This is a genomic window from Candidatus Ulvibacter alkanivorans (assembly GCF_003333325.1).
In the GTDB taxonomy this organism is placed as follows: domain Bacteria; phylum Bacteroidota; class Bacteroidia; order Flavobacteriales; family Flavobacteriaceae; genus Ulvibacter_A; species Ulvibacter_A alkanivorans.
In genome coordinates, this window is sequence record NZ_QOLC01000078.1 from 24,537 (window position 1) to 48,880 (window position 24,344).

The window sequence follows — 24,344 nt, forward strand, 5'->3', positions numbered from 1 at the left end:
AAGAAAAGAATTCTTGTGAAAATGAAAATAATTAAACAAACGGCACTATTAGCGTCTCTTTTAATAGTGTTAGCTTCTTGTGGAAGTGATGACGGCACCGATCCAATAGACGACACCGATGATGGAATGAACACCGAGTTTCTAGGCGAAATAGAATTCGTAAGAACCTACGGTGGCAGCAACGAAGACGATATCGTTTCTTTTCAAGCAACTTCGGACGGCGGAATCATTGCCGCCGGTTATACTAAAAGCATAGATGGAGATATTATCGACAAAACAGCTGACGACAGTGACTTTTGGGTACTGAGAACCGATCAGCAAGGAGCACTTATGTGGAGCAGAACCTATGGTGGCAGCAGTGACGACCGTGCGAGAAGTATTTCACCAACGAGCGATGGTGGCTATGTAGTTTCCGGGTACACACGAAGTGACGACGGGGACGTACAATCGGGTAATGAAGGATTTAATGACTTTTGGGTGATCAAGATCAATGGATCCGGAGATCTACTTTGGGAAAAAAGTTTTGGGTTTTCAGGCAGCGATCAAGCATTCGACATATTTGAAACCAACGATGGTGGGTTCTTTGTGACGGGTATACTAGATGTAACTGCTAGCGGAGGTGAAGGAAACACTGGAAGAAATGCAGGTTTGCACGCCGGTGGTGATTACTGGAATTTAAAACTCAACGCGTCGGGTGAACTAATTTGGAGTCGCTATTATGGTGGAACCTTTACCGATACCGCGCATATGGCCGTAGAAACTGGCAATGGAGACTTTATTATTATCGGATTCTCCGACAGTACCGATGTAGACATTTCAAACAATAAAGGCGGTTATGATTTTTGGGTGGTCCGTGTGGCCAACGACGGCACCTTGATTTGGGAGAAATCCTATGGAGGTTCCGAGATAGACATACCTTATGCGATCACAAAAACCAATGATGGGAACTATATTATCGTTGGTGATACTAGAAGCACCGATATCGATGTGAGCAACCCGATTGGTAATGCCGATATTTGGGCCATAAAGATCGATGATAATGGTTCGATGTTGTGGGAACAAACCTATGGTGGAACACAGTTCGAATCGGCTAGAGGTATTCGCGCAGCTTCCGAAGGAAATTATGTAATAGCAGCCTCAACGCGGAGTGCCGACGGTGATATAGATGAGAACAAAGGACAAAACGACGCCTGGGCGTTGGTGATCGATTCAGACGGCACATTACAGTTCGATAAAACAGTTGGAGGTAGTGACCTCGATTTTGCAAACGATGCGTTGATCACTTCAGACAATAAAATTTATGTAATTGGAAATACGGAAAGTGATGACTTGGACGTTACAGAAAATAAAGGAATTAAAGATTTTCTACTAATTAAAATACAATAATCGATAATGAGAAAGTTTGCCCTATTAATCGTATTGGCATTAACAATAGCAGCTTGTGACGATAACGACGACGCTGCACAACCTGACAATGTTACCGTGGAGCTGCGTTTTACACAAAACTGGGATGGACAAGAAGTGTCACAAGCCGATTTTGCCACCACAACCTATACCAATGCGCATGGCGAAGACTTAACTATTGACCGTTTGCGATATCTAATTTCCGATATCCGTTTGGAAAACAGTTCAGGTGCCGTTATCGAGTTAAGTGACTACAACTTTATCGATGTGGGTGCAGCCACCGGACTTGTACTTATGCCGAACGTGGAGATCCCTGAAGGCACGTACCGATTAAAAGCCAGATTCGGTTTTGATGATGAAGACAATGTTGATGGAGCTTACCCATATCTAAATTCGGTCTCTTGGAATGTTCCCGCACCAATGGGAGGAGGGTATCATTATATGCAATTAGAAGGTAAATTTATTAACGACACCGGAGACGAACAGAGTTTCCAATACCACACCATTCGAGCGAACGATATGAGCAGCACGCCTATTACGCTTCAGGACACTTCCATTGATTTAGATTTGGGGGAACTTACCCTAAACAACGATGCTTCCATCGAAATTGCAATGAACGTGGCAGAATGGTTTAAAAACCCAAACGAATGGGATCTAAATGTGTTGAATGCGGCTTTGATGCCTAATTTCGATGCACAGATCATGATGAATGAGAACGGCCAGAATGTTTTTGAACTTGGTGCCGTTTCACAATAAATAAAGTTTAAATTGAAACAGTTATTTTACATTTTGGTGATAAGCGTGTTTTTAGGATCGTGTACTTCGGAAGACGATAGCGAACCGCAATACACTCCTACTCCAGTGAGCTTGGAAGTACCCGAACTGTTTCAGCAACGATTATTACCACCAGTTATTCCATCAGACAATCCGCAAACCGTGGAAGGTGTTGCTTTGGGCAAAAAACTATTTTTCGACCCCATCCTTTCCGGAGACAATACATTGGCGTGTGCAGGTTGTCACAGTCCCGCTAATGCCTTTTCTGATGCGAGACAGTTTAGCATTGGGATCGACGGAACACCGGGTAGACGAAATTCGATGCCAATTCAAAATTTGGCGTGGAACTTCGATGAAAAGTTCTTTTGGGATGGACATGCAGTTACCTTAGAATCACAAATTCTCGAACCTGTAGTTTCGCCAATCGAAATGCACAATACCTGGCCTGAAGCCGTAGCTAGTCTGCAGAATTCGGCAAATTACCCGGTCATGTTCGAGCAAGCTTTTGGCACTTCAAATATTGATCGCACTTTGGTTTCCAAAGCAATTGCCCAGTTTTTACGTACACTCATTTCGGGAAATGCTCGTTTCGATCGATACTCAAGGGGGGAGATCGAATTGACCTCATCTGAATTAAACGGACTCGCTGTATTTCTTGACGAAAACAAAGGGGATTGTTTTCATTGCCACGGGAATCCAAATAATCCGCTCTGGACCGACAATATTTTTCATAATAATGGTTTAGATGAGGTGTTTACCGATCGCGGACTTGGTGAAGTGACAGGAGATCCTAGGGATTTTGGGCTTTTTAGAACACCCTCTCTTCGGAATTTAGCCTATACGGCGCCCTATATGCACGATGGCCGTTTCGAAACGATCGACGAGGTAATTAATCACTACAGTGAAGGTTTGGTCTTTTCAGAAACAATAGACCCTTTGATGAAAGCGGTAGACGAAGGCGGTGTGCAACTATCAGATGAAGACAAAGCCGATCTCAAAGCATTTCTACTTACGCTTTCAGAGCCTGGTTTTACTACTAATCCCGACTTCCAGCAGTAATCAGCTGCCAGCTAAAATCACCAATTGATGTACAATTTAAAAAGCTTATGTTATTATAAGCTTAAAATCTCTTGCAACTATGGTTAAACGTAGTATTTACCGTATATTTGCAGTCTAATTTAGAACAAATCTATATTAAATGATCAAAGTTAGTGAAAGTGCAAAATCGAAGATTTCGCAACTAATGAGTGAAGAAGGCTTTAACGTTGCAGATGACTTCGTTCGCGTAGGTGTAAAGAGCGGCGGATGCTCCGGATTATCTTATGAACTAAAATTTGACCACGCCATTGGCGAGGACGATAAGTTATTTGAAGATCAGAGTGTGAAGATCGCCGTTGACAAAAAGAGCTTTTTATACCTCGTAGGGACCACACTAGAATACAGTGGTGGATTGAATGGAAAAGGATTTGTTTTTAACAACCCAAATGCCAATAGAACATGTGGCTGTGGGGAAAGCTTTTCGCTTTAAAAAAATTGCTAGAAGAAGATGGCTAAGTTTACAGAAGACGATTTAAAAAAAGAACTCGAGACCAAAGAGTATGAATATGGTTTTTATACCGATATAGAATCGGAAACCTTCCCTGTGGGATTGAACGAAGATATTGTTCGCGCGATCTCTATGAAAAAGGAAGAACCCGAATGGATGACCGAATGGCGTCTAGAATCTTTTCGATATTGGAAAAAGATGGTAGAACCCGAATGGGCAAACGTTCGTTATAAGAAACCGGACTTTCAAAACATTTCTTATTATTCTGCTCCCAACAAGAAACCAAAATACGATAGCATCGATGAGGTAGATCCGGAATTGTTAGAAACCTTTAACAAGCTTGGAATTTCGCTGGAAGAACAAAAGAAATTGGCCGGAGTTGCCGTTGATATTGTAATGGATTCCGTTTCGGTAGCAACCACCTTTAAAGATACGCTTGCCAAGAAAGGAATTATTTTCTGTTCTATTTCTGAAGCGATAAAAAATCATCCCGAACTGGTTAAAAAATATATAGGCACAGTAGTCCCGCAGCGTGATAATTTTTATGCTGCCTTAAACAGCGCCGTATTTAGCGACGGATCATTTTGCTACATCCCAAAAGGTGTTCGCTGTCCTATGGAACTTTCTACTTATTTCCGAATCAATCAAGCAGGAACAGGACAGTTTGAACGAACCTTGGTGATCGCAGATGAGGGAAGCTATGTAAGTTATCTGGAAGGCTGTACAGCGCCTAGTCGTGACGAGAATCAATTACACGCAGCGGTGGTAGAGTTAATCGCATTAGACGGTGCCGAAATAAAGTACTCGACCGTGCAAAATTGGTTCCCGGGTGATAAAGAAGGTAAAGGTGGGGTTTACAATTTTGTAACCAAACGAGGAATTTGCGAAAAAAATGCCAAGATCTCTTGGACACAAGTAGAAACCGGAAGTGCGATTACTTGGAAATACCCAAGTTGTATTCTGAAAGGAGACAATTCGATAGGTGAATTCTATTCGATCGCGGTGACCAACAACCACCAACAAGCCGATACAGGAACTAAGATGATACATCTTGGCAAGAATACGAAGAGCACCATTATCTCAAAAGGTATCTCTGCCGGAAAATCTCAAAACAGCTATCGCGGATTAGTACAAATTAATTCGAGAGCAGAGAATGCACGTAATTTCTCGCAGTGTGATTCGCTACTCATGGGTAATAACTGTGGAGCACACACCTTCCCTTATATTGAAGCTAAGAACAAATCGGCGCAAATAGAACACGAGGCAACAACGAGTAAGATTGGTGAAGATCAAATTTTCTATTGTAACCAACGAGGAATTGACACCGAAAAGGCTATTGCGTTGATCGTCAATGGATTTAGCAAAGAAGTTTTAAACAAACTGCCTATGGAGTTTGCTGTAGAAGCACAGAAATTATTAGAAATTAGTTTAGAAGGATCGGTTGGATAAATTCAGTGTTATGAAAAAACTAATAGTAACAATAACGCTACTATCATTGGTCGCGTGTAAAGAAACCAAAAAAGAAGAAGTCGCTACTCAAGTTGAAGAAACAGCAGCTAAAACGGAAGTGCTGCTATACACTTTCGATGGTGGAACTGTTACAGCACACAACCTAAATCTCTTTGCTCAGGGTGACACCTACCAAGGAGAATCTAAAGAATTAGCAGATCCATTTTATGTGATCAAGCACCCAGATGGTGTGCTTGTTTGGGATACCGGGTTACCTGAGAATTTAGTGGGTCAAGATCCCTATACAACTCCAGACGGTGGCTTCACGATTTCTCGAAAAGATTCTATTGTGAACCAGTTGGCGCGAATCGATCTAACGCCTTCAGATGTTGAATTTGTCGCTTTTTCGCATATTCATTTTGATCATACAGGCGCAGCAAACACATTTGAGAATGCGACCTGGCTAGTTCAAACTCCCGAATACGATTTTGCCATGAGCGATGCCATTAAGGGGAATTCTTTTTATGCTTCGGAAAGTTTCTCAAAGCTAACAAACGTCTTTAAACTCAATGGCGATCACGATGTATTTGGAGATGGTACGGTGATCATTAAAGCGATGCCGGGTCACACGGCCGGACATCAAGTACTTTATTTGGAACTGGCTGAAGCAGGGCCCGTATTACTTTGTGGGGATCTATATCATTTTGATGCGAACCGTCAAAATGCGATTGTTCCTCAATTTAATTACGATATCGCAGAAACCGAGCAATCCATCAAAGAGTTTGAAGCATTTGCCAAAAACATGAATGCAACGGTTTACATTCAACATGAAACAGACGATTTTAAATTAATGCCAAAGGCACCTAACGCGTTAAAATAATATGAGAAAGCTACTTTTAATCTTGGTATTTTCCGCAGTACTATGGAGCTGTAAGGAAACGCAAAATTACGATGAATTACCTACCTATAGCGGGGAGTATATTTATACAGAAGAAGGCGCCGTATTAAAAGGAAATAATTATATCTATGGGGTAACCTTAGACGAAACAGCAAAACAATTAGCCGATTCGGTTGCTCCCATAAAAAAAGATGAATTTGATATGATCCCGGTGATCGTGAAAGGAATCGTTGAAAAGAACCCTGCCGAAGGGGCAGGCGAAACGGTTTGGCCTGAGATCATTACCATAAAAAAAATTGTGGAAGTGGGTAAAGAACCTGCTAAAGCAGATGTACGAATTGGAGAAAAAACAGAACAATAGACATGTTACACATTAAAAACCTACACGCAGGTGTAGAAGAAAAGGATATTCTTAAAGGCATCAATCTTGAGGTCAAGGCCGGCGAGGTGCATGCGATCATGGGACCCAATGGTTCAGGAAAAAGCACACTGGCATCTGTAATTGCCGGTAAAGAAGAATTTGAGGTCACAAAAGGAGAACTCACCTTCGAAGGAGAAGATATTAGCGAGATGGACCCGGAAGAACGCGCTCATAAAGGAGTGTTCTTGTCGTTTCAGTACCCGGTAGAGATCCCCGGTGTAAGTGTGACGAACTTTATAAAAACAGCCATAAACGAAACTCGAAAGTCGCAAGGTCTTGAAGATATGCCGGCTTCAGAAATGCTGAAGATGATAAAAGCTAAAGCCGATATGTTAGAGATCGATCGCAAGTTCTTATCTCGCTCCTTGAACGAAGGGTTCTCGGGAGGAGAGAAAAAACGAAACGAGATCTTTCAGCTGGCAATGATGGAACCGAAATTGGCGATCTTAGATGAGACCGATTCAGGCTTGGACATCGACGCACTTAAAGTAGTTGCAAATGGTGTTAACAAACTTAAGAGTAAAGACAACGCCGTGGTAGTCATTACGCACTATCAACGCCTATTAGATTATATCGTTCCGGATTACGTACATGTACTTATGGGCGGAAGGATCGTAAAATCGGGTGGGAAAGAGTTGGCGTATCAATTGGAAGAAAAAGGATACGACTGGATAAAAGAAGAAGTAGGTTCGGTATAAAACCGATTTCCAATTACAAATTGTAAAATGTCGTAACCAGACATTATTCAAGAAAAATTAAAAAGCATGAGCTTAAAAGATAAATTATTATCCTCATACATTGCCTTCGAAGATCATTTGGAAGCAGACTCACCTATTCATGAGTTGCGTAACGAAGCGATCAAGAATTTTGAAGCGAAAGGCTTTCCGACGAAAAAGGATGAAGCCTGGAAATACACTTCCTTGAACGCGCTGTTAAAGGATGATTACAGTCTTTTTCCGAAGCAATTAGACAGCAGCATTGAGTTTAAAGACGTAAAAAAATACTTCCTTCACGATATCGACACCTACAAGATCGTTTTTGTGGATGGGGTATACAGTTCTTTTCTTTCTGAAACAACACATGACACCATAGATGTGTGCTTGTTATCTTCGGCCTTGAACAAGCCTAAGTATCGTCCTGTGATCGAAGCCTATTTTAATAAGGCGATAAAAAATGACAGTCTTTCGTCTCTTAACACAGCCTTTGCTAGAGATGGGGCCTATATCCACATTCCGAAGCACAAGGAAGTAGAAAAACCAATCGAGATCATCAATTTCTCTACCGGTAATGAAGCAGCCGTTTTGTTACAGCCAAGAAATTTGGTTGTTGTTGGTGAAAATGCACATGTACAGATCATCGAACGACACCAAAGTCTATCTGAAAATGCCGTCTTAACGAACAGTGTTACCGAGATCTTTGCAGAAAAAAGGGCGTATATAGATTATTATAAGATTCAAACCGATAACAAGTCGGCTTCCTTGATCGACAACACGGCGATCTCTCAAGAACGCGAAAGTAATTGTAAGGTGCACACATTTTCTTTTGGTGGAAAATTAACACGGAACAACCTTAGTTTTTATCAACATGGAGAGCGTTGTGATTCTACACTAAAAGGAATTACCATTTTAGAAGACAAACAACATGTAGATCACAACACACTGGTACATCATATCGCACCCAATTGTGAAAGTCACCAAGATTATAAAGGTATCTTCGCAGATGCCTCAACCGGTGTTTTCAACGGTAAAGTTGTGGTAGAGAAAGACGCTCAAAAAACGGATGCCTTTCAGCAAAACAACAACATCCTAATCGATGACAAAGCAACAATTAATGCAAAACCGCAATTAGAGATCTTTGCAGACGATGTGAAGTGTTCGCACGGGTGTACCATTGGGCAGTTGGATGAAGAAGCATTGTTCTATATGCGTACGCGTGGAATCGCCAAGAAAGAAGCGCGGGCACTCCTAATGTACGCTTTCGCCAATACCGTTCTAGAAAGTGTAAAGATCCCCGAACTCAAGCGAAGAATTAACAAGCTAATTGCGAAGAAGATCGGTGTTAGCTTAGGCTTCGACGTATAAACTCACATTTCTTATAAAAAGAATATGGCATTCGATATTCAAAAAATACGAGCCGATTTTCCTATCCTACAACGAAAGGTGAACGGGTACCCGTTAGTCTATTTAGACAACGCGGCCACCTCACAAAAACCGCAGCAGGTGATCGACAGTATCGTTGACTATTACACCCACCTAAACGCGAATATACACAGAGGCGTACACACCTTATCACAAGAAGCGACCGATGCATACGAAGCAGCACGACTTCGCATAAAAGAACACTTCAATATTACGCACGCACATGAAGTGATCTTTACCGCAGGAACCACTCATGGTATCAACATGGTGGCTTCCGGCTTTAGCGATTTGTTGAAAAAAGACGATGAGATCATAGTATCTGCCATGGAGCACCATTCCAATATCGTGCCTTGGCAAATGTTGTGCGAGCGTACGGGTGCCCTTTTAAAAGTGATCCCGATGACCGAAGAAGGAACCTTGGATTTTTCTGCTTTTGAAGGCCTATTGTCCAAAAAAACCAAATTGGTCTTTGTTAATCATATCTCGAATGCCTTGGGTACCATTAACCCGATCTCCAAGATAATTGAAAAAGCACATGATGTAGGTGCCGCTGTTTTGATAGATGGCGCACAATCGTGTTCGCACATTAAGCCGGACCTACAAGCTTTAGATGTCGATTTTTATGTTACTTCGGCACATAAAATGTGTGGCCCCACTGGGGTTGGTATGCTCTTCGGAAAGGAAACATGGCTTAATAAACTTCCGCCGTACCAAGGTGGAGGCGAGATGATCAAGGAGGTGCGTTTTGAAAAAACCACCTATGCCGAACTTCCGCATAAATTTGAAGCAGGCACACCAAATATTTCGGGTGGTATTGCTTTTGGAGCTGCAATTGAGTATCTTAACAGTATCGGATTTGAGGCCATTCAGCAACATGAAGATGCGTTATTAAAATATGCAACCGACCAATTGCTGAAAATTGAAGGACTAAAGATCTATGGAACGGGACCCGATAAAACATCGGTGGTTTCGTTTAATATTGAAGGGATACACCCTTACGATATTGGAACCATTGTAGATAAAATGGGAATTGCAGTTCGCACCGGGCATCATTGTGCACAACCAATTATGGATTTTTACAACATTCCCGGTACCGTTCGCGCTTCATTCGCATTCTACAATACCATAGAAGAAGTAGACCGACTAGTTGAAGCTGTAAAAAAAGCAAAAGTAATGCTAACCTAATTTATAAATCTATGAAAACTATTTTCGCTTGTTTCGCATTAGTTACGACACTACTTCTTGGGAGCTGTGACCAAACTCAAAAAGTAATAGACGTAGCCGGCAATGTACAACTTTCAGGTTCGTACACAGTGAACAACATTGCTAACACGTCGGCAGGAGCCACGATTCCAGATGATCTAACACTGCGATTTGCGGCTTTAGATAAATCGGTACGCGGATTTACGGGTTGTAATACGCTCTTCGGAAACTACACCACAGACCTATATGCCTTATCTTTTGGAGAAATAGCGGTTACTGAAAAAGATTGTGGCCCTAAGCTAATGGCCGTAGAAAGAGCTTTCTTAGATGCTATCAACACTGTGGGATCCTATAAATTAGAAGGCAATGTACTTACCTTGTATTCAAAAATAGATCGGTCGGTATTGATCACTGCCACCAAAGAAACCAAAGAAGAAGAATAAGCATGACGATTGAAGCCATACAACAAGAATTGATAGACGAATTTTCGCTTTTCGATGATTGGATGCAGAAATATGAGTATATGATCGAACTAGGCAAGACCTTGCCGTTAATCGACCCTGTACTTAAAACCGATGACAAACTTATAAAAGGCTGCCAATCTAAAGTGTGGTTACACGCTACCTTACAAGACGACAAAGTGATTTTTACAGCCGATAGTGACGCAATAATTACGAAAGGAATTGTCGCTATCTTAATTCGGGTTTTTTCCAATCAGCCACCAGAAGCCATCGTTGAAGCCAATACCGATTTTATTGATGAGATCGGATTAAAAGAACACCTGTCGCCTACCCGCGCAAACGGATTGGTTTCTATGGTGAAACAAATGAAATTGTACGCTGTGGCGTATCAAGCACAACTTAAAAATTAATACAATGGCAACTACAGAAATAGACACAAAAGAACTGGGTGAGAAGATCGTAAAGGTTTTAAAGACCATCTATGATCCGGAGATCCCGGTTGATATTTATGAATTAGGGCTTATTTACGATGTTTTTGTTAATGAAGACATTGAAGTAAAGATCCTTATGACCTTAACAACGCCTAATTGTCCGGTGGCCGAAACACTTCCTTTGGAGGTTGAGGACAAGGTAAAAACCATCAAGTTAGTGAAAGACGCTGAAGTTGAAATAACCTTCGATCCACCATGGAGCCAAGATCTTATGAGTGAAGAGGCAAAATTAGAGCTGGGAATGCTCTAATCGAGATACGCCAAGTCTTACACAAATTTTCTAGGATAGTGCGTAATTTTTTCTTCGGAAAGATCCCCATAACAAACAAAGAGAGAACAAATAATTGAGCAGATAACATGGCAGAAGAAATCATAAATAGAGTAGCAAATAGTAAATTGGTTACCTTCAATTTAGAAGACTTTTATCCGGAAGGTGATCGTATTTCGTTCGATATCTCACAGTGGTTGTTAGAAGGCATCGTGTTAAAGGAAAAAGAGTTTAGAGCTGCTGCTGAAGCCTTCGATTGGTCGCAGTATCGCAATGCATATGTCGCCTTGTACTGTAGCACAGATGCTATTGTTCCTGCTTGGGCCTATATGTTGCTCACCACCAAACTCACTCCCCATGCTAAAAAAGTTGTAGTGGGGACATTAGATGTTTTAGAAACGATCATTTTCACAGAAATCATTCAACATATGAATGTTGACGATTTTAAAGACAAACCGGTTATCGTTAAAGGATGTGCTCACAAGCCGGTGCCTCAAAATGCTTTTCTACTCATTACACAAAAACTGCAAGCTGTTGCAAAGAGCATTATGTATGGTGAGGCGTGTTCTTCGGTGCCATTGTACAAAAAACCTAAGTAAATGCTAACTCCTAATTAAATGTTTACGTGTACTTTCCGAAGCACACAAAAAAATTAAAAAAGAACCTCTAATTTTATTTGTATTAAACTGTTACACTATGAAAAAAATTACGCTTCTCGCATTGCTTGTATTCCCGTTAATCAGCTTCGCTCAAGAAGAAGATTCAGAAGAACCAAAAGAAGGTTGGAACAAATCAGGAAATATTTCATTGCTATTTAATCAGGCGGCCTTTAATGCTGAATGGACCGGCGGAGGAACTTCAAATTATGCAGCAAATGCCAGTTTAACCTATGATTTCAACTATCGAAAAGGAAAACTAACTTGGGACAACCGTATCGTGGCAGATTACGGAATTACAAAAACCAAAGATGATAAATTCTCACGCAAGACGAACGACCGTCTCGAGCTGAACTCTATTGTAGGTAGACAGATAAATGAATCGAAGTGGTTCTACTCCTTCTTTCTAAACTTTAGAACGCAATTCGCGAAAGGGTATGCCTTTGGAGAGGATGCAGACGGCAATGAGATTAGAACTGAGACCACGCACTTTATGTCGCCCGGTTACCTACAAATAGGACCTGGTTTTCTTTGGAAAGAAAATGACAATTTAAAAGTGAACTTAGCTCCTGCTACAGCACGATTGATCTTTGTTGACGATATGTTTACAACAGTTCCCGGATATACAGACGGAGACTACTTTGGAGTAGACGCCGGAGAAAGCACCCGTTTTGAATTTGGTGCCTCGATTTCGGGCTATGCTAAATTCGACCTAATGGAGAATATTAGTATGGAAAACATTCTTAATCTTTATTCGAACTACTTAGAAGATCCTCAGAATGTGGATCTGGATTATACGATGAACTTAGTGTTAAAAGTAAACGATTGGATCTCTGCCAATGCAACCTTCCAAGCCATTTACGACGACAACGCGGTTGGCGCATTTCAGATTCGTGAAGCTTTGGGTATAGGTATAGGCTATAAATTTTAATTTCGAAAAGCATACGATTTAAAAAGCCCGATAGTTGTACCTATGGGGCTTTTTGCTATTCGTAGATATACTCTTCGGGATACAAAAAGTTGTTATACGGAAATCGGGTAACATGGATCTCACGTACTTTTTCGTACACTAGTTTTCTAAATTCCTCGAAATTCTCTTTTTCCAAAGCCGAGATAAAAATAGCATCACCCGAGCTAGTGTGCATCCAGGTGCGTTTCCAATCTTCCAAGCTATAATGCGCTTTCGTCTTTTCGGTAACAAGATCATCCTCATCTATAGTTTCCGGGGAGTAGGCATCGATCTTGTTAAACACCATTATCGTTGGCTTATCGGCGCTTTCAATTTCATCTAACACTTTGTTTACAGAGGCGATATGATCTTCAAACGATGGATGGGATATGTCGACCACATGCAATAGCAGATCGGCTTCACGTACCTCATCAAGGGTGCTTTTAAACGATTCGACCAATTGAGTTGGTAGCTTCCGAATAAAACCAACGGTGTCACTTAACAAAAAAGGTAAATTCCCTATCACTACTTTTCGTACCGTAGTATCTAAGGTTGCAAACAATTTATTTTCGGCAAATACTTCGCTCTTACTTATCACATTCATTAAAGTAGATTTTCCTACATTGGTATAACCTACTAAAGCAACACGAACCAGAGCGCCTCGATTTCCGCGCTGCACCTCCATTTGCTTATCGATCTTTTTAAGCTTTTTCTTTAGGAGTGAAATTCGATCTCGAACTATTCGTCTATCGGTTTCTATTTCGGTTTCTCCGGGTCCACGCATTCCAATTCCTCCACGCTGTCTTTCCAAGTGCGTCCACATCCCCGCTAATCGAGGAAGTAAATATTCGTACTGGGCTAGTTCCACCTGTGTACGGGCATAGCTTGTTTTTGCGCGTTGCGCGAAGATATCTAAGATTAGGTTGGTACGATCGATGATCTTACATCGCAGAATTTTTTCGATATTCTTTTGCTGGGCAGGAGACAACTCGTCATCAAAAATTGCGGTACCTATATCATTCTCCTCCACAAATTCGCGTACCTCTTCCATTTTCCCACTCCCAATAAAGGTCTTTGGATTGGGCATTTCCATTTTCTGAACGAATCTTTTTAACACCTCTCCACCGGCCGTATAGGCTAAAAACTCGAGTTCATCTAAATATTCTTCGGCTTTTTCCTCATCTTGATATTGAGTGATAAGCCCAATAAGAATCGTTTTTTCGTAATCAAAATCTGTTCTTTCTAACATAGAATAAGTTCTATTACAAAGGTACAAAACAGAACGGAAGCCGGTTTTGTAGTTTACAAGCATTTAACAAAAGAGCTGTCTTTATGGGTTAGTTTATCCAAAAGTTAAAGAAAACTGCAAATAAAGATTGGTGTGATTTTAATCGGAATTTTCCTGCACTATATCTAAAAGTTTTGTTAAGTAACTCAGATTTTCCATATTTGTAACGATTTCTTAACACGCCTACCAATTAAAACTCTATGAACGTAAAAATACCTCACTATTTTACACGTACTACGAATCATGTAAAATTACAAGCAACAACGCAAAGACACTTAGCTTTATACACACTGCTAATTACGTGTCTTTTTTCATTTACTAGTCAGGCGCAGGACCTTCCTTTCTTAAACTTAAATGCCGGACCGGATGTTACGATTCCTTGTGGTACCGGAGGATGTACCGACCTAACTGCAAATTTTAAAGAGATCTTCGAGACCGATAACGAAACCTATACGGTCGAGTCGATCCCTTATAATCCACCTTTTCCTTTCGATAATTTAGCCAACCCGTTAAATCCAAACATCGATGATGCTTGGTCGGAAGTAGATCAATTACCCTTCGATTTTTGTTTCTTCGGAAACTTAGAGCAAGAATTTCAAGTAGGTTCTAATGGAGTAATTCGATTTGATGTAGATCCGAACGATACCGGTGCAGGCTCTAACGATTGGTCCTTTTCCGACGATCTGCCAAATAATGCAGACGATGCGTTGGGCGAAGCCAATGTGTTTACTCCCGTTCACGATATCGATCCGGCTGCTTCTACAACGGAAGAAATTGGGTATGAAGTTATCGGGAATTTTCCGAATCGCGTATTAGTGGTTTCTTATTTTGAAGTACCCTTATTTTCAAGTACCTGTAACTCACTGTTAGCAACGCAAATGGTGGTGTTCTATGAATTCTCGAACACTGTGGAGGTCTATATTCGCGATAAACCTACCTGCCCTTCATGGCAGAATGGCGTAGCTGCGATTGGAATTCAAAACAATGACGGAACGGTGGCGTATGTGCCGCCGGGAAGAAATACATCAGATTCCCCGTGGACAACCAGTAACGAAGCTTGGCGTTTTAGCCCAGATGGTGATCCTAGCTACGTATTCGAATGGTTAGATGAAAGTGGAACTGTAATAGGTACCGATCCAACAATTAACGTATGTCCTCCAACAAGTGTCGCAACATATACTGCGCGAGTTACCTATACCAATAGCTGCAATGGAGAAACCGTAGTTTATACAGACGATGTGGTGGTTACGAACGAAGGTGGCTTTACCGTAGATCTAGGAGAAGATCAAACTTTTTGTGATGTAGATGAATATGAGATCGTTCCTGAACTAACCGGTGATACTACCAATGCAACCTATTTATGGAGTCCTGGAGGTGAAACAACTCCAACGATCACTGTAAGCACCTCAGGTACTTACAGCGTTGAAGTTACTGTAGACTCATGTACGCAGACCGATGATGTTACCCTAACATTCCTTAGTGGGTCGGAGTGTACCATTGACCCTGTTTGTACGGAAGTCGATTTTGAAGAAAATTTTGGAACCGGTACAGGAAGAGTATGTATAGATCCGGCGGAAGCTACTACCACTTATACGTGTAACCAACAAAATCAGATTGAAGATGGTGAATATACAATTACCAATATTTCAGATGGGTTAAATACCGGCTGGCACGTTGGAATGGAAGATCACACCGAAGGAGATACCGATGGACGTGCCTTCTTCGTAAATGCAGATTTTAACCCGGGTGAATTCTATCGTCGAACCATCACCTTAAGTCCGAATGGAGACTATGCCTTTAGTGCATGGATCACAACATTGTACGACACCGATACCGGTATTTGCGGTGGAAACAGTATACCTTCTAATGTAATTTTCAGAATTGAAGACTCTGCCGGAAATCTTATTGAAGAAACCAATACAGGTGATATTCCAAACGGACCGGAACCTAATTGGCAAGAATTCTTTATCAACTTTAATACAGGATCGAATACCGACATCCAACTTGTCCTTATAAATAATTCTATAGGAGGCTGCGGAAATGATCTTGCGATCGACGACATCACGCTTTCATTAATTAATCCGCAACCCATTGTTGTGACACCAAATGATCTAACAGCCTGCGATGATGCGTCTAACGATGAGACCGAGGTCTTTGATCTAGAAAGCCAGATACCAACCATCCTTGATGGCCAAGATCCAGCCGATTTTACCATTACTTTTCATACGAGCCTGTTCGATGCAGAAGCAGATCAAAATGCGATCGACACTCCAGATGCCTATACAAATGTTAGTAATCCGGAGACTATATACGTTCGGGTAGAAAAGGCAAATGACCCGTTGTGTTTCTCAACCGTGTCCTTCGACCTTATTGTAAACGAAGTTATTGACTTCACAACCAATTTACCCAACACCTTAGACTTGTGTAGTACCGATACTATACCGGAGCTTGATGCGACCCCGACTAATGAAGGAATAGACCTTTCTATGGTCGCATACGAGTGGGTCGATGAGAACAATAATGTAGTGTCTTCCGAAGCCACCTTTACACCACCAGGAGAAGGTAGTTATACGGTTACATTAACACTTGACCCATGTAGCCAAAGCTCATTTACAATAGAGGTAACTATTACCGATACCCCAACCTTAGATCTAGGAATGGATGAATCGCTTTGTGATGGTGAATCGTTCGAAATTGTACCTACCGTTGGTGGAAACACAGATGGTATCACCTATTTATGGAGTACCGGAGAAACAACCCCTACGATTATCGTAGACGAGAGTGGCGATTATACCCTTGATATTATGGTAGGACCCTGTGTCGTTTCCGATACTATAAATGTGTTCATCTCCGATCCTCTTGAAGTAGATCTGGGTGCCGACTTTAAAGTATGTCCGGACGAAGTACAAGTACTTACAGCAACGGTCGAGGGTGAGAATGTTACATACCAATGGTTCTTAAACGGTGACGAAATACCCGGTGAGACCGGTAATACACTAGAAATTACCGTGGCTCTCAATACTATGGGAACACAAACGTACACGGTAATTGCGGCCAATGGTGATTGTACCGGAGAAGACAGTATCGATATTCAACTTTATGACGTTGGAAATTGTACCATCTCACAAGGACTCTCTCCAAATGGAAGTCCAGGGTTTAATGATACTTTAGATCTAGAGTTCCTTGCAGACAGATCGGGAATAGAACAAGTACAGATCTTTAACAGGCTAGGAACATTGATCTATGAAAAGACCAATTATATAAACGAGTGGCGAGGCCAGTCTATGGATGGCAACGATTTGCCTACCGGGACCTATTTCTATGTGATCGACTTTGCTTCGGAAGACCCTCTTTATGGAATGCAAGCTTCCGGATGGATCTATTTAAATCAGGAAGCAAACTAAATGTAAAACGAAAACTAATTAATCATGAAAACAACATTACTTAGGGGATTATTGCTTTTCGCGCCCATACTGGGGTTTTCACAAATCGTAGTTGATGATACGTTTACCGTACAGCAATTAGTAGAAGACGTGCTAATTAACAGCTCTTGTGCCGAAGTTTCTAACTTCAATTCCGATACAGGCTCTGTATTTAATGGTATTGGATTTTTTGAAGCTAATGGTTCAGATTTTCCATTCGAAAGCGGCGTCGTACTTAGTACCGGAGCAGCAACAGAAGCTGTTGGCCCGAACGATCAAGGCGGTTTTGAAAGTGAAGATACCGATGCACCCGCCGATCCCGATTTGGATATGGCGATTCCAACAACAGACGAGCGACAAGATCGCACCTTTATAGAGTTTACGTTTGTTCCTTCGGTGAGCGCAATCTCATTCAATTTTTTGTTTGCTTCGGAAGAATATGACGGCGGATTTCAATGTACGTTTACGGATGCATTTGCGTTCTTACTTTTTGACGCTTCCGGAAATGTTACAAATTTAGCTGTCCTCCCGGGGGTACCTCCTCCTAACAATATAATTTCGGTAACCAATGTACATCCCGAAGTTCCCGGTTCTTGCGGGCCAATGAATGAAGAGTTCTTCGGACAGTACAATGATGGTCCCGATCCTTCTGCAATTCAATTTAACGGTCAAACCGTTGTACTTACCGCCATGGGAGATGTTAATCCCGGCGAGGAGTACCGAATTAAGTTAGTAATTGCCGATGACCGAGACGGGATTTACGATTCGGCCGTGTTCTTGGAAGCAGGAAGTTTTGATATCGGGAACGTTGACCTTGGCGATGATATAGTACTAGGAGACCCTGAAGCACAATGCGAAGGTGAAATAATTACGCTAGATGCCGGAGAAAATCCCGATGCCTCTTATACTTGGTTTAAGGACGGTGTCGAAATCCCGGGTGAAACCGACTCGACCTTGGATGTTTCTACCACCGGTTTATATCGCGTGGATGTGACGCTTACAAGTGGAGGTGATTGTACTGCCAGTGATGAAATCCTTGTCGAATTCTTTCCTGTTCCCGAATTCGACCTTGGACCCGATGTGTTGGCGTGCGATATGCAAATGCTTACGCTTGACGCTACCGTTACCAATCCTTCAGAATTAAACAATATTATGTATCGCTGGTTTAAAGATGGTGTTGAAATTACCGGAGAGACCATGAGCACGCTCGAAGTTTCCGAAGCAGGGATCTATACGGCAGAAGTTACAGGAAACGACTGTGTAGTGACCGACGAAATCTTTGTTCAAGCAGTCGACTTTACCGTGGAAATCGGCGGAACAATAAATCTTTGTGGAGAAGACTCGTTTGAGATCGTTCCGGAAATTACAGGTCAAGACCCCTCGAATGCCACTTACCTATGGAGCACAGGAGAGACCTCACCAACCATTACGGTTACTGAAAACGGCACCTATAGCGTAGAGGTCACCATTGAAGGATGTACCGCTACCGATGACGTTTCCATAAACTTTAGGACCTTACCCGAAATTGAATTAGGTCCAACGGTTAATAAATGTGCCCAAGACGTGAGTATCCTTACAGCGATTCCCACGAATATTAATGAAAATGAAGTTACCTATCGTTGGTTTATGGACGGTGGTCTTATTGCTAATGAAACTGCAAACACCCTAGAAGTAACCGAAGAAGGCGTATATACTGTTGAAGTCGGCGATGACGGCTGTTTGTCGTCCGATAGTGTTACGGTTCAATTTTACGACAATGAAAATTGTGTGATTACACAAGGCGTTTCTCCAAATGGCGATGGTCAAAATGATTTTCTAGACCTTACCTTTTTAGATGATAAGTCGGATATCGTAAAACTAACTGTTTTTAATCGATATGGTCGTGCCGTTTACGAGCAAACCGATTATATAAAAGAATGGGGTGGACAAACCAACGATGGCGAATTACTGCCTGTTGGCACCTATTTTTATACTATCGAACTTCGTTCAGAAGATCCTATTACGGGATGGATATACATTAACAAATAAACCAATCAAATAAATACCTCACTATAATGAAAAAACTATCGCTATTAATATTCTTACTTAGCATCCTTTGTATCGATATGGTTTCGGCACAACAAGATCCACAGTATACGCAATATATGTACAATATGAATGTGGTAAACCCTGCCTATGCAGGTTCTAAGGAAAGTCTTTCGATCACGGCCTTATATCGCAGACAATGGTCTGGCTTCGATCAAGGTCCGGAAACCATCACATTCTCTGGTCATTCTCCAATATCAGATAAAATTGGACTCGGACTTTCGGCCATTAAAGATGAACTAGGCCCTATAAGCGAAACAAATGTATATGCCGATTTCTCCTATACCTTACAACTAAGTGAGACGCTACAAATCGCATTAGGAATTAAAGCAGGAGCGACTTTTCATGATGTTGGCCTAAGCAGTTTAGACCTTCAGGACCCGAACGATCCTTTCTTCTCACAGGATATCAATAATACGTATCCAAATGTTGGTGCTGGTGCCTTTTTATACTCCGATAATTTTTACCTCGGATTGTCGGTGCCCAATTTGTTAAACTCGGTTCACCTTGACGAAAATGGCGTAAAATTCGGAAATGAGACCAATCACTATTTCGCAACAGCAGGTTACGTCTTCCAAGTTTCTGAAAACGTAAAATTAAAACCATCGGTCTTAGTAAAATCAGCCTTCGATGCACCGGTATCATTCGACGGGAACCTAAATGCGCTTTTCTATGAACGATTTGAAATTGGTGCCTCTTACCGCTTAGACGATTCGTTTAGTGGACTAGTAGGCTTCCAAGTAACGCCTAATGTGCGTGTTGGATATGCTTACGATAGAGTGACTTCTGACATCAAAACAGTTGCAGATTCTTCTCATGAAGTTATTGTAACGTTCGATCTGTTCTTTAACAAGCGTGCGCTTCGTTCGCCAAGATACTTCTAAACTAACTCAAAAAATTTCATTCAACATGAAAAAAATATATACTTTCCTCATACTTGTCGCAGTAAGCACCGCAATTGCTACCGCACAAAATAGTAAAACAAAAAAAGCCGATCAATTATACGATAAGCTGATGTATACCGATGCTATCGATGCCTATCAAAAACTCCTAAAAAAAGGAGAAGGCAGCCGATATGTATTTACGCGATTGGCCAATAGTTATTATTACATTAACGACACAAAGAAAGCAGAGACCTACTACAAACGTGTGGTAAAAGGTCGTGATGTGGACGCAGAGATCATTTACAATTATGCACAATCGCTGAAAGCCAATGGCAAGGTAGGCGATTACAACACTTGGATGAAGAAATTTGCCGAAATGAAACCAAACGATTCTCGTGCGATCGAGTTTATGAAGAATCCGAATTACATTCCGAAGATCATGGAGGCGAGACAAGCATATTCGGCTAAGAATATGGAAGAGATCAATTCTAAGTATTCTGAATTTGGTGGAACCGTGATCGGCAAAGACTTCTATTTCTCTTCGGCGCGAAACACCTCGAGAAAAAAATACGGTTGGGACGAACAACCATACTTAGATATCTATAAAGCTGATATCGTTGGAGGAACCGTAAAAAATGCTTCGCTGGTCGACGGTGAGATCAACACAAAATATCACGAAGGAAACGTAGCTATCACAGCAGACGGTAAGCGAATGTATTTTGATCGTAACGATTATTTTGAAGGTGACTACGACAAGAGTTCCGAAGGGGTGAATCAAATTAATCTATACTATGCCGAACTGATAAATGGAGAGTGGCAAGATATTCACTCGGTTGATTTTAACAGTGACGAATATTCTACCGGTCATCCGGCTTTGAGTCCGGATGGCAATACCCTTTATTTTGTAAGCGATATGCCGGGAGGAAAAGGTGGCAGTGATATTTATAAAGTGAGCATTAGTGCCGATGGGAGCTTAGGAACTCCAACCCGCCTAAGCGATGTTATCAATACTGAAGGAAAGGAAGTATTCCCTTATGTTGACGCGAATGGAACGCTCTATTTTTCTAGTGACGGACATTTGGGTATTGGGCTTTTAGACGTATTTATGGCAGAAGCCAATGGAAACAGTTTCGACACACCTGTAAACATGGGTGTAGGTGTAAATAGCGAAGACGATGATTTCGCTTTTAAATACGATCCTAACACTAAAGAAGGGTATGTATCTTCTAACCGTCAAGGCGGAAAAGGGAGTGACGATATTTATGCAATCAAAGAAAATGAAAAACCATGTGAAGTTACGATAAACGTTCAAGTCATTAACGAATATACGGATGAACCAATTCGTGAAGCACGGGTCGACCTATACGATATGTTCGAGAACAGGTTGAGCAGTCGTACGGCAGATGCTTCAGGAAATGCTGTATTACTTGCCGAATGCGATAAGAAGCACATTATTCAAGCCTTTATGCGCGACTTCGAACCCGGTGTGGTAGAAGTTTCCGAAGCAAACGATACCACCTTGGATATTACCGTAAAATTACGCCCTATAGAGGCGATCATCGAAGCCGACCGCGTTGTCTTAGACCCAATCTATTTCGACCTTGATAAGCACAATATAAAGCCACAAGCAGCTTTTGAATTGGATAAATTAGTGGCGCTTATGGAAAAATATCCTAAGATGAAGATCAAGGTAAACAGTCATACCGATAACCGAGCGAGCGATGCCTATAATATGGATCTAAGTGAGCGTAGAGCTCAAGCCACGGTACAATACGTGATCTCTAAGGGTATCGATAAAGATAGAATTAGTGGAGAAGGTATGGGAGAAAACAGTCCGGCTGTGGCTTGTGGCGATTCATGTACCGAAGCCCAACACCAACTAAACAGACGTTCAGAATTTATTATCGTTGAACGATAGGTCATTTTTAACGCACTAACCAAAAAGCCCCACCAAATTAATGGCGGGGCTTTTTTAATTTCTATTTGTTGCTTTTTTACACCCTTTTTGTATTCAATACCCTATTTTCTTTCTTTGCTTGAGTATCTCGATAAGAACCTATACTTAGACCAATGCTCATCCCTATCATCATTCCAAATACCAAACCGTTGGGCACACCAAACGGAACACCCAGTGCGAGCCCAAAAGACATCCCTAATGACATACCAATAGCAGTATAATATCCCGGAGTGACAAATTTAAACTGCGATCGCAAGGTCGATTTAAACGCATTTCTCTTTTTCTTATAATACTTCTTTCGCTCCTCGTTCACAGGCGAATTCAATTGTAAGGAATCGAGTAGTGTTTCGATGGCTTGCATTTTTTCTTCGGAAAGGTTCTTCGATTTCAATTCGACCAAAATTGCTTTAAATTCAGCGTAAATAGCACGTTCGCCTTTGTTATTGGTTTCTGAAAGTAATTGCTCAAATAAGTTGATTGCTGTATCAATTTTCATAAAAAGTGTTTCAATACCTTATAAGTAAGGAAAATACCATATTGTTACACTTCAGCCTTTAATTGTGGCGAGAAACACTTCCGAAGCCATAAAAAAAGGCCCCTTAAAAAAGGAGCCTTTACATTTATAGTTTGCAATTCTATTAATTGCTCTGAATTTGAATTTCATCTAATTCGTAGGTTCCGTCGAAGTCTTCATCGCCACTTCCTACATACTTCCATGCAATGTAACCCGATCCTGTTACACAAGAAAGATCTACATTACCAGAATCCAACCAATCACCAAAGAAATCACTATCCATTACCACATAGGCGTCTGATATAATGTCCCATGTTGCATTTGGAATCGTGTCCGGATTACCATCCCAGTCACTTGAGAATAGCACCTCTAAGGTACTTCCGTCGGCGAAACTGTTAGACGTCTTAAAGTTTAAGGTTTCTCCTTCTTGAGCGTCAAAATCGATCTGTGGGGTAACCAACCAACCAATCGAGCTGGCGTCACCACTCATAAACGATCCCATGTTGGCAGAAATACCTAAAGAAGCGTTGGTCCCATCGGCGAAATAAGCTTCCCAAGTTTGTGTACCTGCTTCCACATAATTGGTCCATCCGTTACCGGTAATTGGGTCTCCTTCAGTCTGTGTTTCGAAGAAATCACTAAATAATACATTCGATCCGGTATCGGAAGCAATACCACAAGTCACTTCTGAAGGATCGCAACGCTCCCCTTCTAAATTGATTGTTGAAGGATCGTTAACCACTACATTAAATTCATCTCCAAAAAAGTTATAAGTTAAGATCCCATCGATAGATCCACTTCCTTGCGGTAGCAATACCCCTGCAAAATCTGCAAACGTACTAGTACTAAAAATTGTAGTGGCTCCACTCGTACAGCTTTCAAGAATTCGCTCACCGTCGAACTCGTCTTCCGGCTCACCGGCAAAAGTAAGTCTGTTTTCACCTAAGGCCTGATTTCTGTTGAACTGAACATTCGACAATTGGATGTACAAGTTGGTTTTTTCGGCCGTAAACTCATTGATATTGATTGTCATTGGTACGATCTCTGCCACTTCATCATCACGTAGAAGATATTCATCGCGTTGTGATTCGGCAATTTTCTCCAATTGGTTTCCATCGCGAATACCTAAGGTTAGCACACCGTTGCTTATTCCAACGGTTAATCCGTCTAAACGAACAAACACTTTTCGACCAAATTGGTAGGTCTGGAACAATGGATTGGCATCGATTAGTACACGAACACCGGCTGTTGGATTCTCGGCTGCATCTTGTAATAACAGCTCTTCAAAAAAGTTCCCTGAAGCATCACTAGAAATTACAAATCCTGCAATAAAGCGATCATTGGTATCATCATCATCTGTTTCGAAGGTCAAAACATCGTTTCCGTTTTGAGTTTGCTCTTGTTCTAAAAGGGTTCTAAGGGCATCTATGGTAAGAAGTTGTTCTTGAGGAATCTCTACCGATTCTATCGTAAGTTCCGGTACGTCAAATTCGTCGTCTTTAACACAAGACATCACCACTACTAAAGCGAGTAGTA

The 24,344-nt window shown here is 41.4% G+C and carries 22 protein-coding genes; 19 read left to right on the plus strand and 3 right to left on the minus strand.

Going from position 1 to position 24,344, the window contains the following annotated elements; translation table 11 throughout:
* The first annotated feature begins 21 nt into the window (after positions 1 to 21).
* From DWA30_RS06895 to DWA30_RS06965, 15 genes are all read left to right on the plus strand, one after another.
* Complete coding sequence (locus DWA30_RS06895) at positions 22 to 1,386, plus strand: hypothetical protein (RefSeq protein WP_114491823.1); 1,365 nt, start codon at positions 22 to 24, stop codon at positions 1,384 to 1,386.
* 6 nt (positions 1,387 to 1,392) lie between these two features.
* Positions 1,393 to 2,160: an MbnP family protein gene (locus DWA30_RS06900; RefSeq protein ID WP_114491802.1), complete on the plus strand. Its 768-nt coding sequence runs from the start codon at positions 1,393 to 1,395 to the stop codon at positions 2,158 to 2,160.
* 12 nt (positions 2,161 to 2,172) lie between these two features.
* A complete protein-coding gene (locus DWA30_RS06905; RefSeq protein ID WP_114491803.1) occupies positions 2,173 to 3,237 on the plus strand; it encodes a cytochrome-c peroxidase in 1,065 nt (354 codons plus the stop codon).
* A gap of 139 nt (positions 3,238 to 3,376) precedes the next feature.
* The gene (locus DWA30_RS06910) at positions 3,377 to 3,706 is read left to right on the plus strand and encodes a HesB/IscA family protein (protein ID WP_114491804.1); all 330 of its coding nucleotides are present in this window, start codon (positions 3,377 to 3,379) and stop codon (positions 3,704 to 3,706) included.
* Positions 3,707 to 3,724: 18 nt separating this feature from the next.
* Positions 3,725 to 5,173 carry a Fe-S cluster assembly protein SufB gene (gene sufB / locus DWA30_RS06915; RefSeq protein ID WP_114491805.1) on the plus strand — a complete coding sequence of 483 codons (1,449 nt, stop codon included), beginning with the start codon at positions 3,725 to 3,727 and terminating at the stop codon, positions 5,171 to 5,173.
* Positions 5,174 to 5,183: 10 nt separating this feature from the next.
* Positions 5,184 to 6,053 (plus strand): N-acyl homoserine lactonase family protein, encoded by an 870-nt coding sequence (locus tag DWA30_RS06920; protein WP_114491824.1) that lies wholly within the window; start codon positions 5,184 to 5,186, stop codon positions 6,051 to 6,053.
* A 1-nt stretch (position 6,054) separates the two neighbouring features.
* Positions 6,055 to 6,432, plus strand: coding sequence for a hypothetical protein (locus DWA30_RS06925; RefSeq protein WP_114491806.1), 378 nt, complete (start codon positions 6,055 to 6,057; stop codon positions 6,430 to 6,432).
* Positions 6,433 to 6,434: 2 nt separating this feature from the next.
* Positions 6,435 to 7,190 carry a Fe-S cluster assembly ATPase SufC gene (sufC, locus tag DWA30_RS06930; RefSeq protein WP_114491807.1) on the plus strand — a complete coding sequence of 252 codons (756 nt, stop codon included), beginning with the start codon at positions 6,435 to 6,437 and terminating at the stop codon, positions 7,188 to 7,190.
* 66 nt (positions 7,191 to 7,256) lie between these two features.
* A complete protein-coding gene (sufD, locus tag DWA30_RS06935) occupies positions 7,257 to 8,573 on the plus strand; it encodes a Fe-S cluster assembly protein SufD (protein WP_114491808.1) in 1,317 nt (438 codons plus the stop codon).
* Between the two features lie 24 nt (positions 8,574 to 8,597).
* Positions 8,598 to 9,815 carry an aminotransferase class V-fold PLP-dependent enzyme gene (locus DWA30_RS06940; RefSeq protein ID WP_114491809.1) on the plus strand — a complete coding sequence of 406 codons (1,218 nt, stop codon included), beginning with the start codon at positions 8,598 to 8,600 and terminating at the stop codon, positions 9,813 to 9,815.
* A gap of 11 nt (positions 9,816 to 9,826) precedes the next feature.
* A complete protein-coding gene (locus DWA30_RS06945) occupies positions 9,827 to 10,276 on the plus strand; it encodes an META domain-containing protein (RefSeq protein ID WP_114491810.1) in 450 nt (149 codons plus the stop codon).
* A gap of 2 nt (positions 10,277 to 10,278) precedes the next feature.
* Complete coding sequence (locus tag DWA30_RS06950) at positions 10,279 to 10,704, plus strand: SufE family protein (protein WP_114491811.1); 426 nt, start codon at positions 10,279 to 10,281, stop codon at positions 10,702 to 10,704.
* Positions 10,705 to 10,708: 4 nt separating this feature from the next.
* Entirely contained in the window at positions 10,709 to 11,035 is a 327-nt protein-coding gene (locus DWA30_RS06955) for a DUF59 domain-containing protein (protein ID WP_114491812.1), read from the plus strand.
* 107 nt (positions 11,036 to 11,142) lie between these two features.
* Positions 11,143 to 11,652 (plus strand): DUF2480 family protein, encoded by a 510-nt coding sequence (locus tag DWA30_RS06960; protein ID WP_114491813.1) that lies wholly within the window; start codon positions 11,143 to 11,145, stop codon positions 11,650 to 11,652.
* Between the two features lie 97 nt (positions 11,653 to 11,749).
* Positions 11,750 to 12,640: a DUF3078 domain-containing protein gene (locus DWA30_RS06965; protein ID WP_114491814.1), complete on the plus strand. Its 891-nt coding sequence runs from the start codon at positions 11,750 to 11,752 to the stop codon at positions 12,638 to 12,640.
* A 55-nt stretch (positions 12,641 to 12,695) separates the two neighbouring features.
* Here DWA30_RS06965 and hflX read toward each other — a convergent pair whose 3' ends face one another.
* Positions 12,696 to 13,907 carry a GTPase HflX gene (hflX, locus tag DWA30_RS06970; RefSeq protein WP_114491815.1) on the minus strand — a complete coding sequence of 404 codons (1,212 nt, stop codon included), beginning with the start codon at positions 13,905 to 13,907 and terminating at the stop codon, positions 12,696 to 12,698.
* A gap of 239 nt (positions 13,908 to 14,146) precedes the next feature.
* Between hflX and DWA30_RS06975 the strand changes: the two genes are divergently transcribed.
* Genes DWA30_RS06975 through DWA30_RS13555 form a run of 4 tightly spaced genes read left to right on the plus strand, consistent with a single transcriptional unit; the run spans position 14,147 to position 22,255 of the window.
* Entirely contained in the window at positions 14,147 to 17,350 is a 3,204-nt protein-coding gene (locus DWA30_RS06975; RefSeq protein ID WP_114491816.1) for a T9SS type B sorting domain-containing protein, read from the plus strand.
* A 24-nt stretch (positions 17,351 to 17,374) separates the two neighbouring features.
* Positions 17,375 to 19,396 carry a choice-of-anchor L domain-containing protein gene (locus DWA30_RS06980; RefSeq protein ID WP_114491817.1) on the plus strand — a complete coding sequence of 674 codons (2,022 nt, stop codon included), beginning with the start codon at positions 17,375 to 17,377 and terminating at the stop codon, positions 19,394 to 19,396.
* A 26-nt stretch (positions 19,397 to 19,422) separates the two neighbouring features.
* The gene (locus tag DWA30_RS06985) at positions 19,423 to 20,337 is read left to right on the plus strand and encodes a PorP/SprF family type IX secretion system membrane protein (RefSeq protein ID WP_114491818.1); all 915 of its coding nucleotides are present in this window, start codon (positions 19,423 to 19,425) and stop codon (positions 20,335 to 20,337) included.
* A gap of 25 nt (positions 20,338 to 20,362) precedes the next feature.
* Positions 20,363 to 22,255 carry an OmpA family protein gene (locus DWA30_RS13555; RefSeq protein ID WP_114491819.1) on the plus strand — a complete coding sequence of 631 codons (1,893 nt, stop codon included), beginning with the start codon at positions 20,363 to 20,365 and terminating at the stop codon, positions 22,253 to 22,255.
* A gap of 76 nt (positions 22,256 to 22,331) precedes the next feature.
* Here DWA30_RS13555 and DWA30_RS06995 read toward each other — a convergent pair whose 3' ends face one another.
* Positions 22,332 to 22,790, minus strand: a complete 459-nt coding sequence (locus tag DWA30_RS06995; protein ID WP_114491820.1) for a hypothetical protein — start codon at positions 22,788 to 22,790, stop codon at positions 22,332 to 22,334.
* 142 nt (positions 22,791 to 22,932) lie between these two features.
* Positions 22,933 to 24,344, minus strand: a 1,412-nt coding sequence (locus DWA30_RS13300) for a DUF5689 domain-containing protein (RefSeq protein ID WP_168421751.1), incomplete at its 5' end; no start/stop codon positions are given.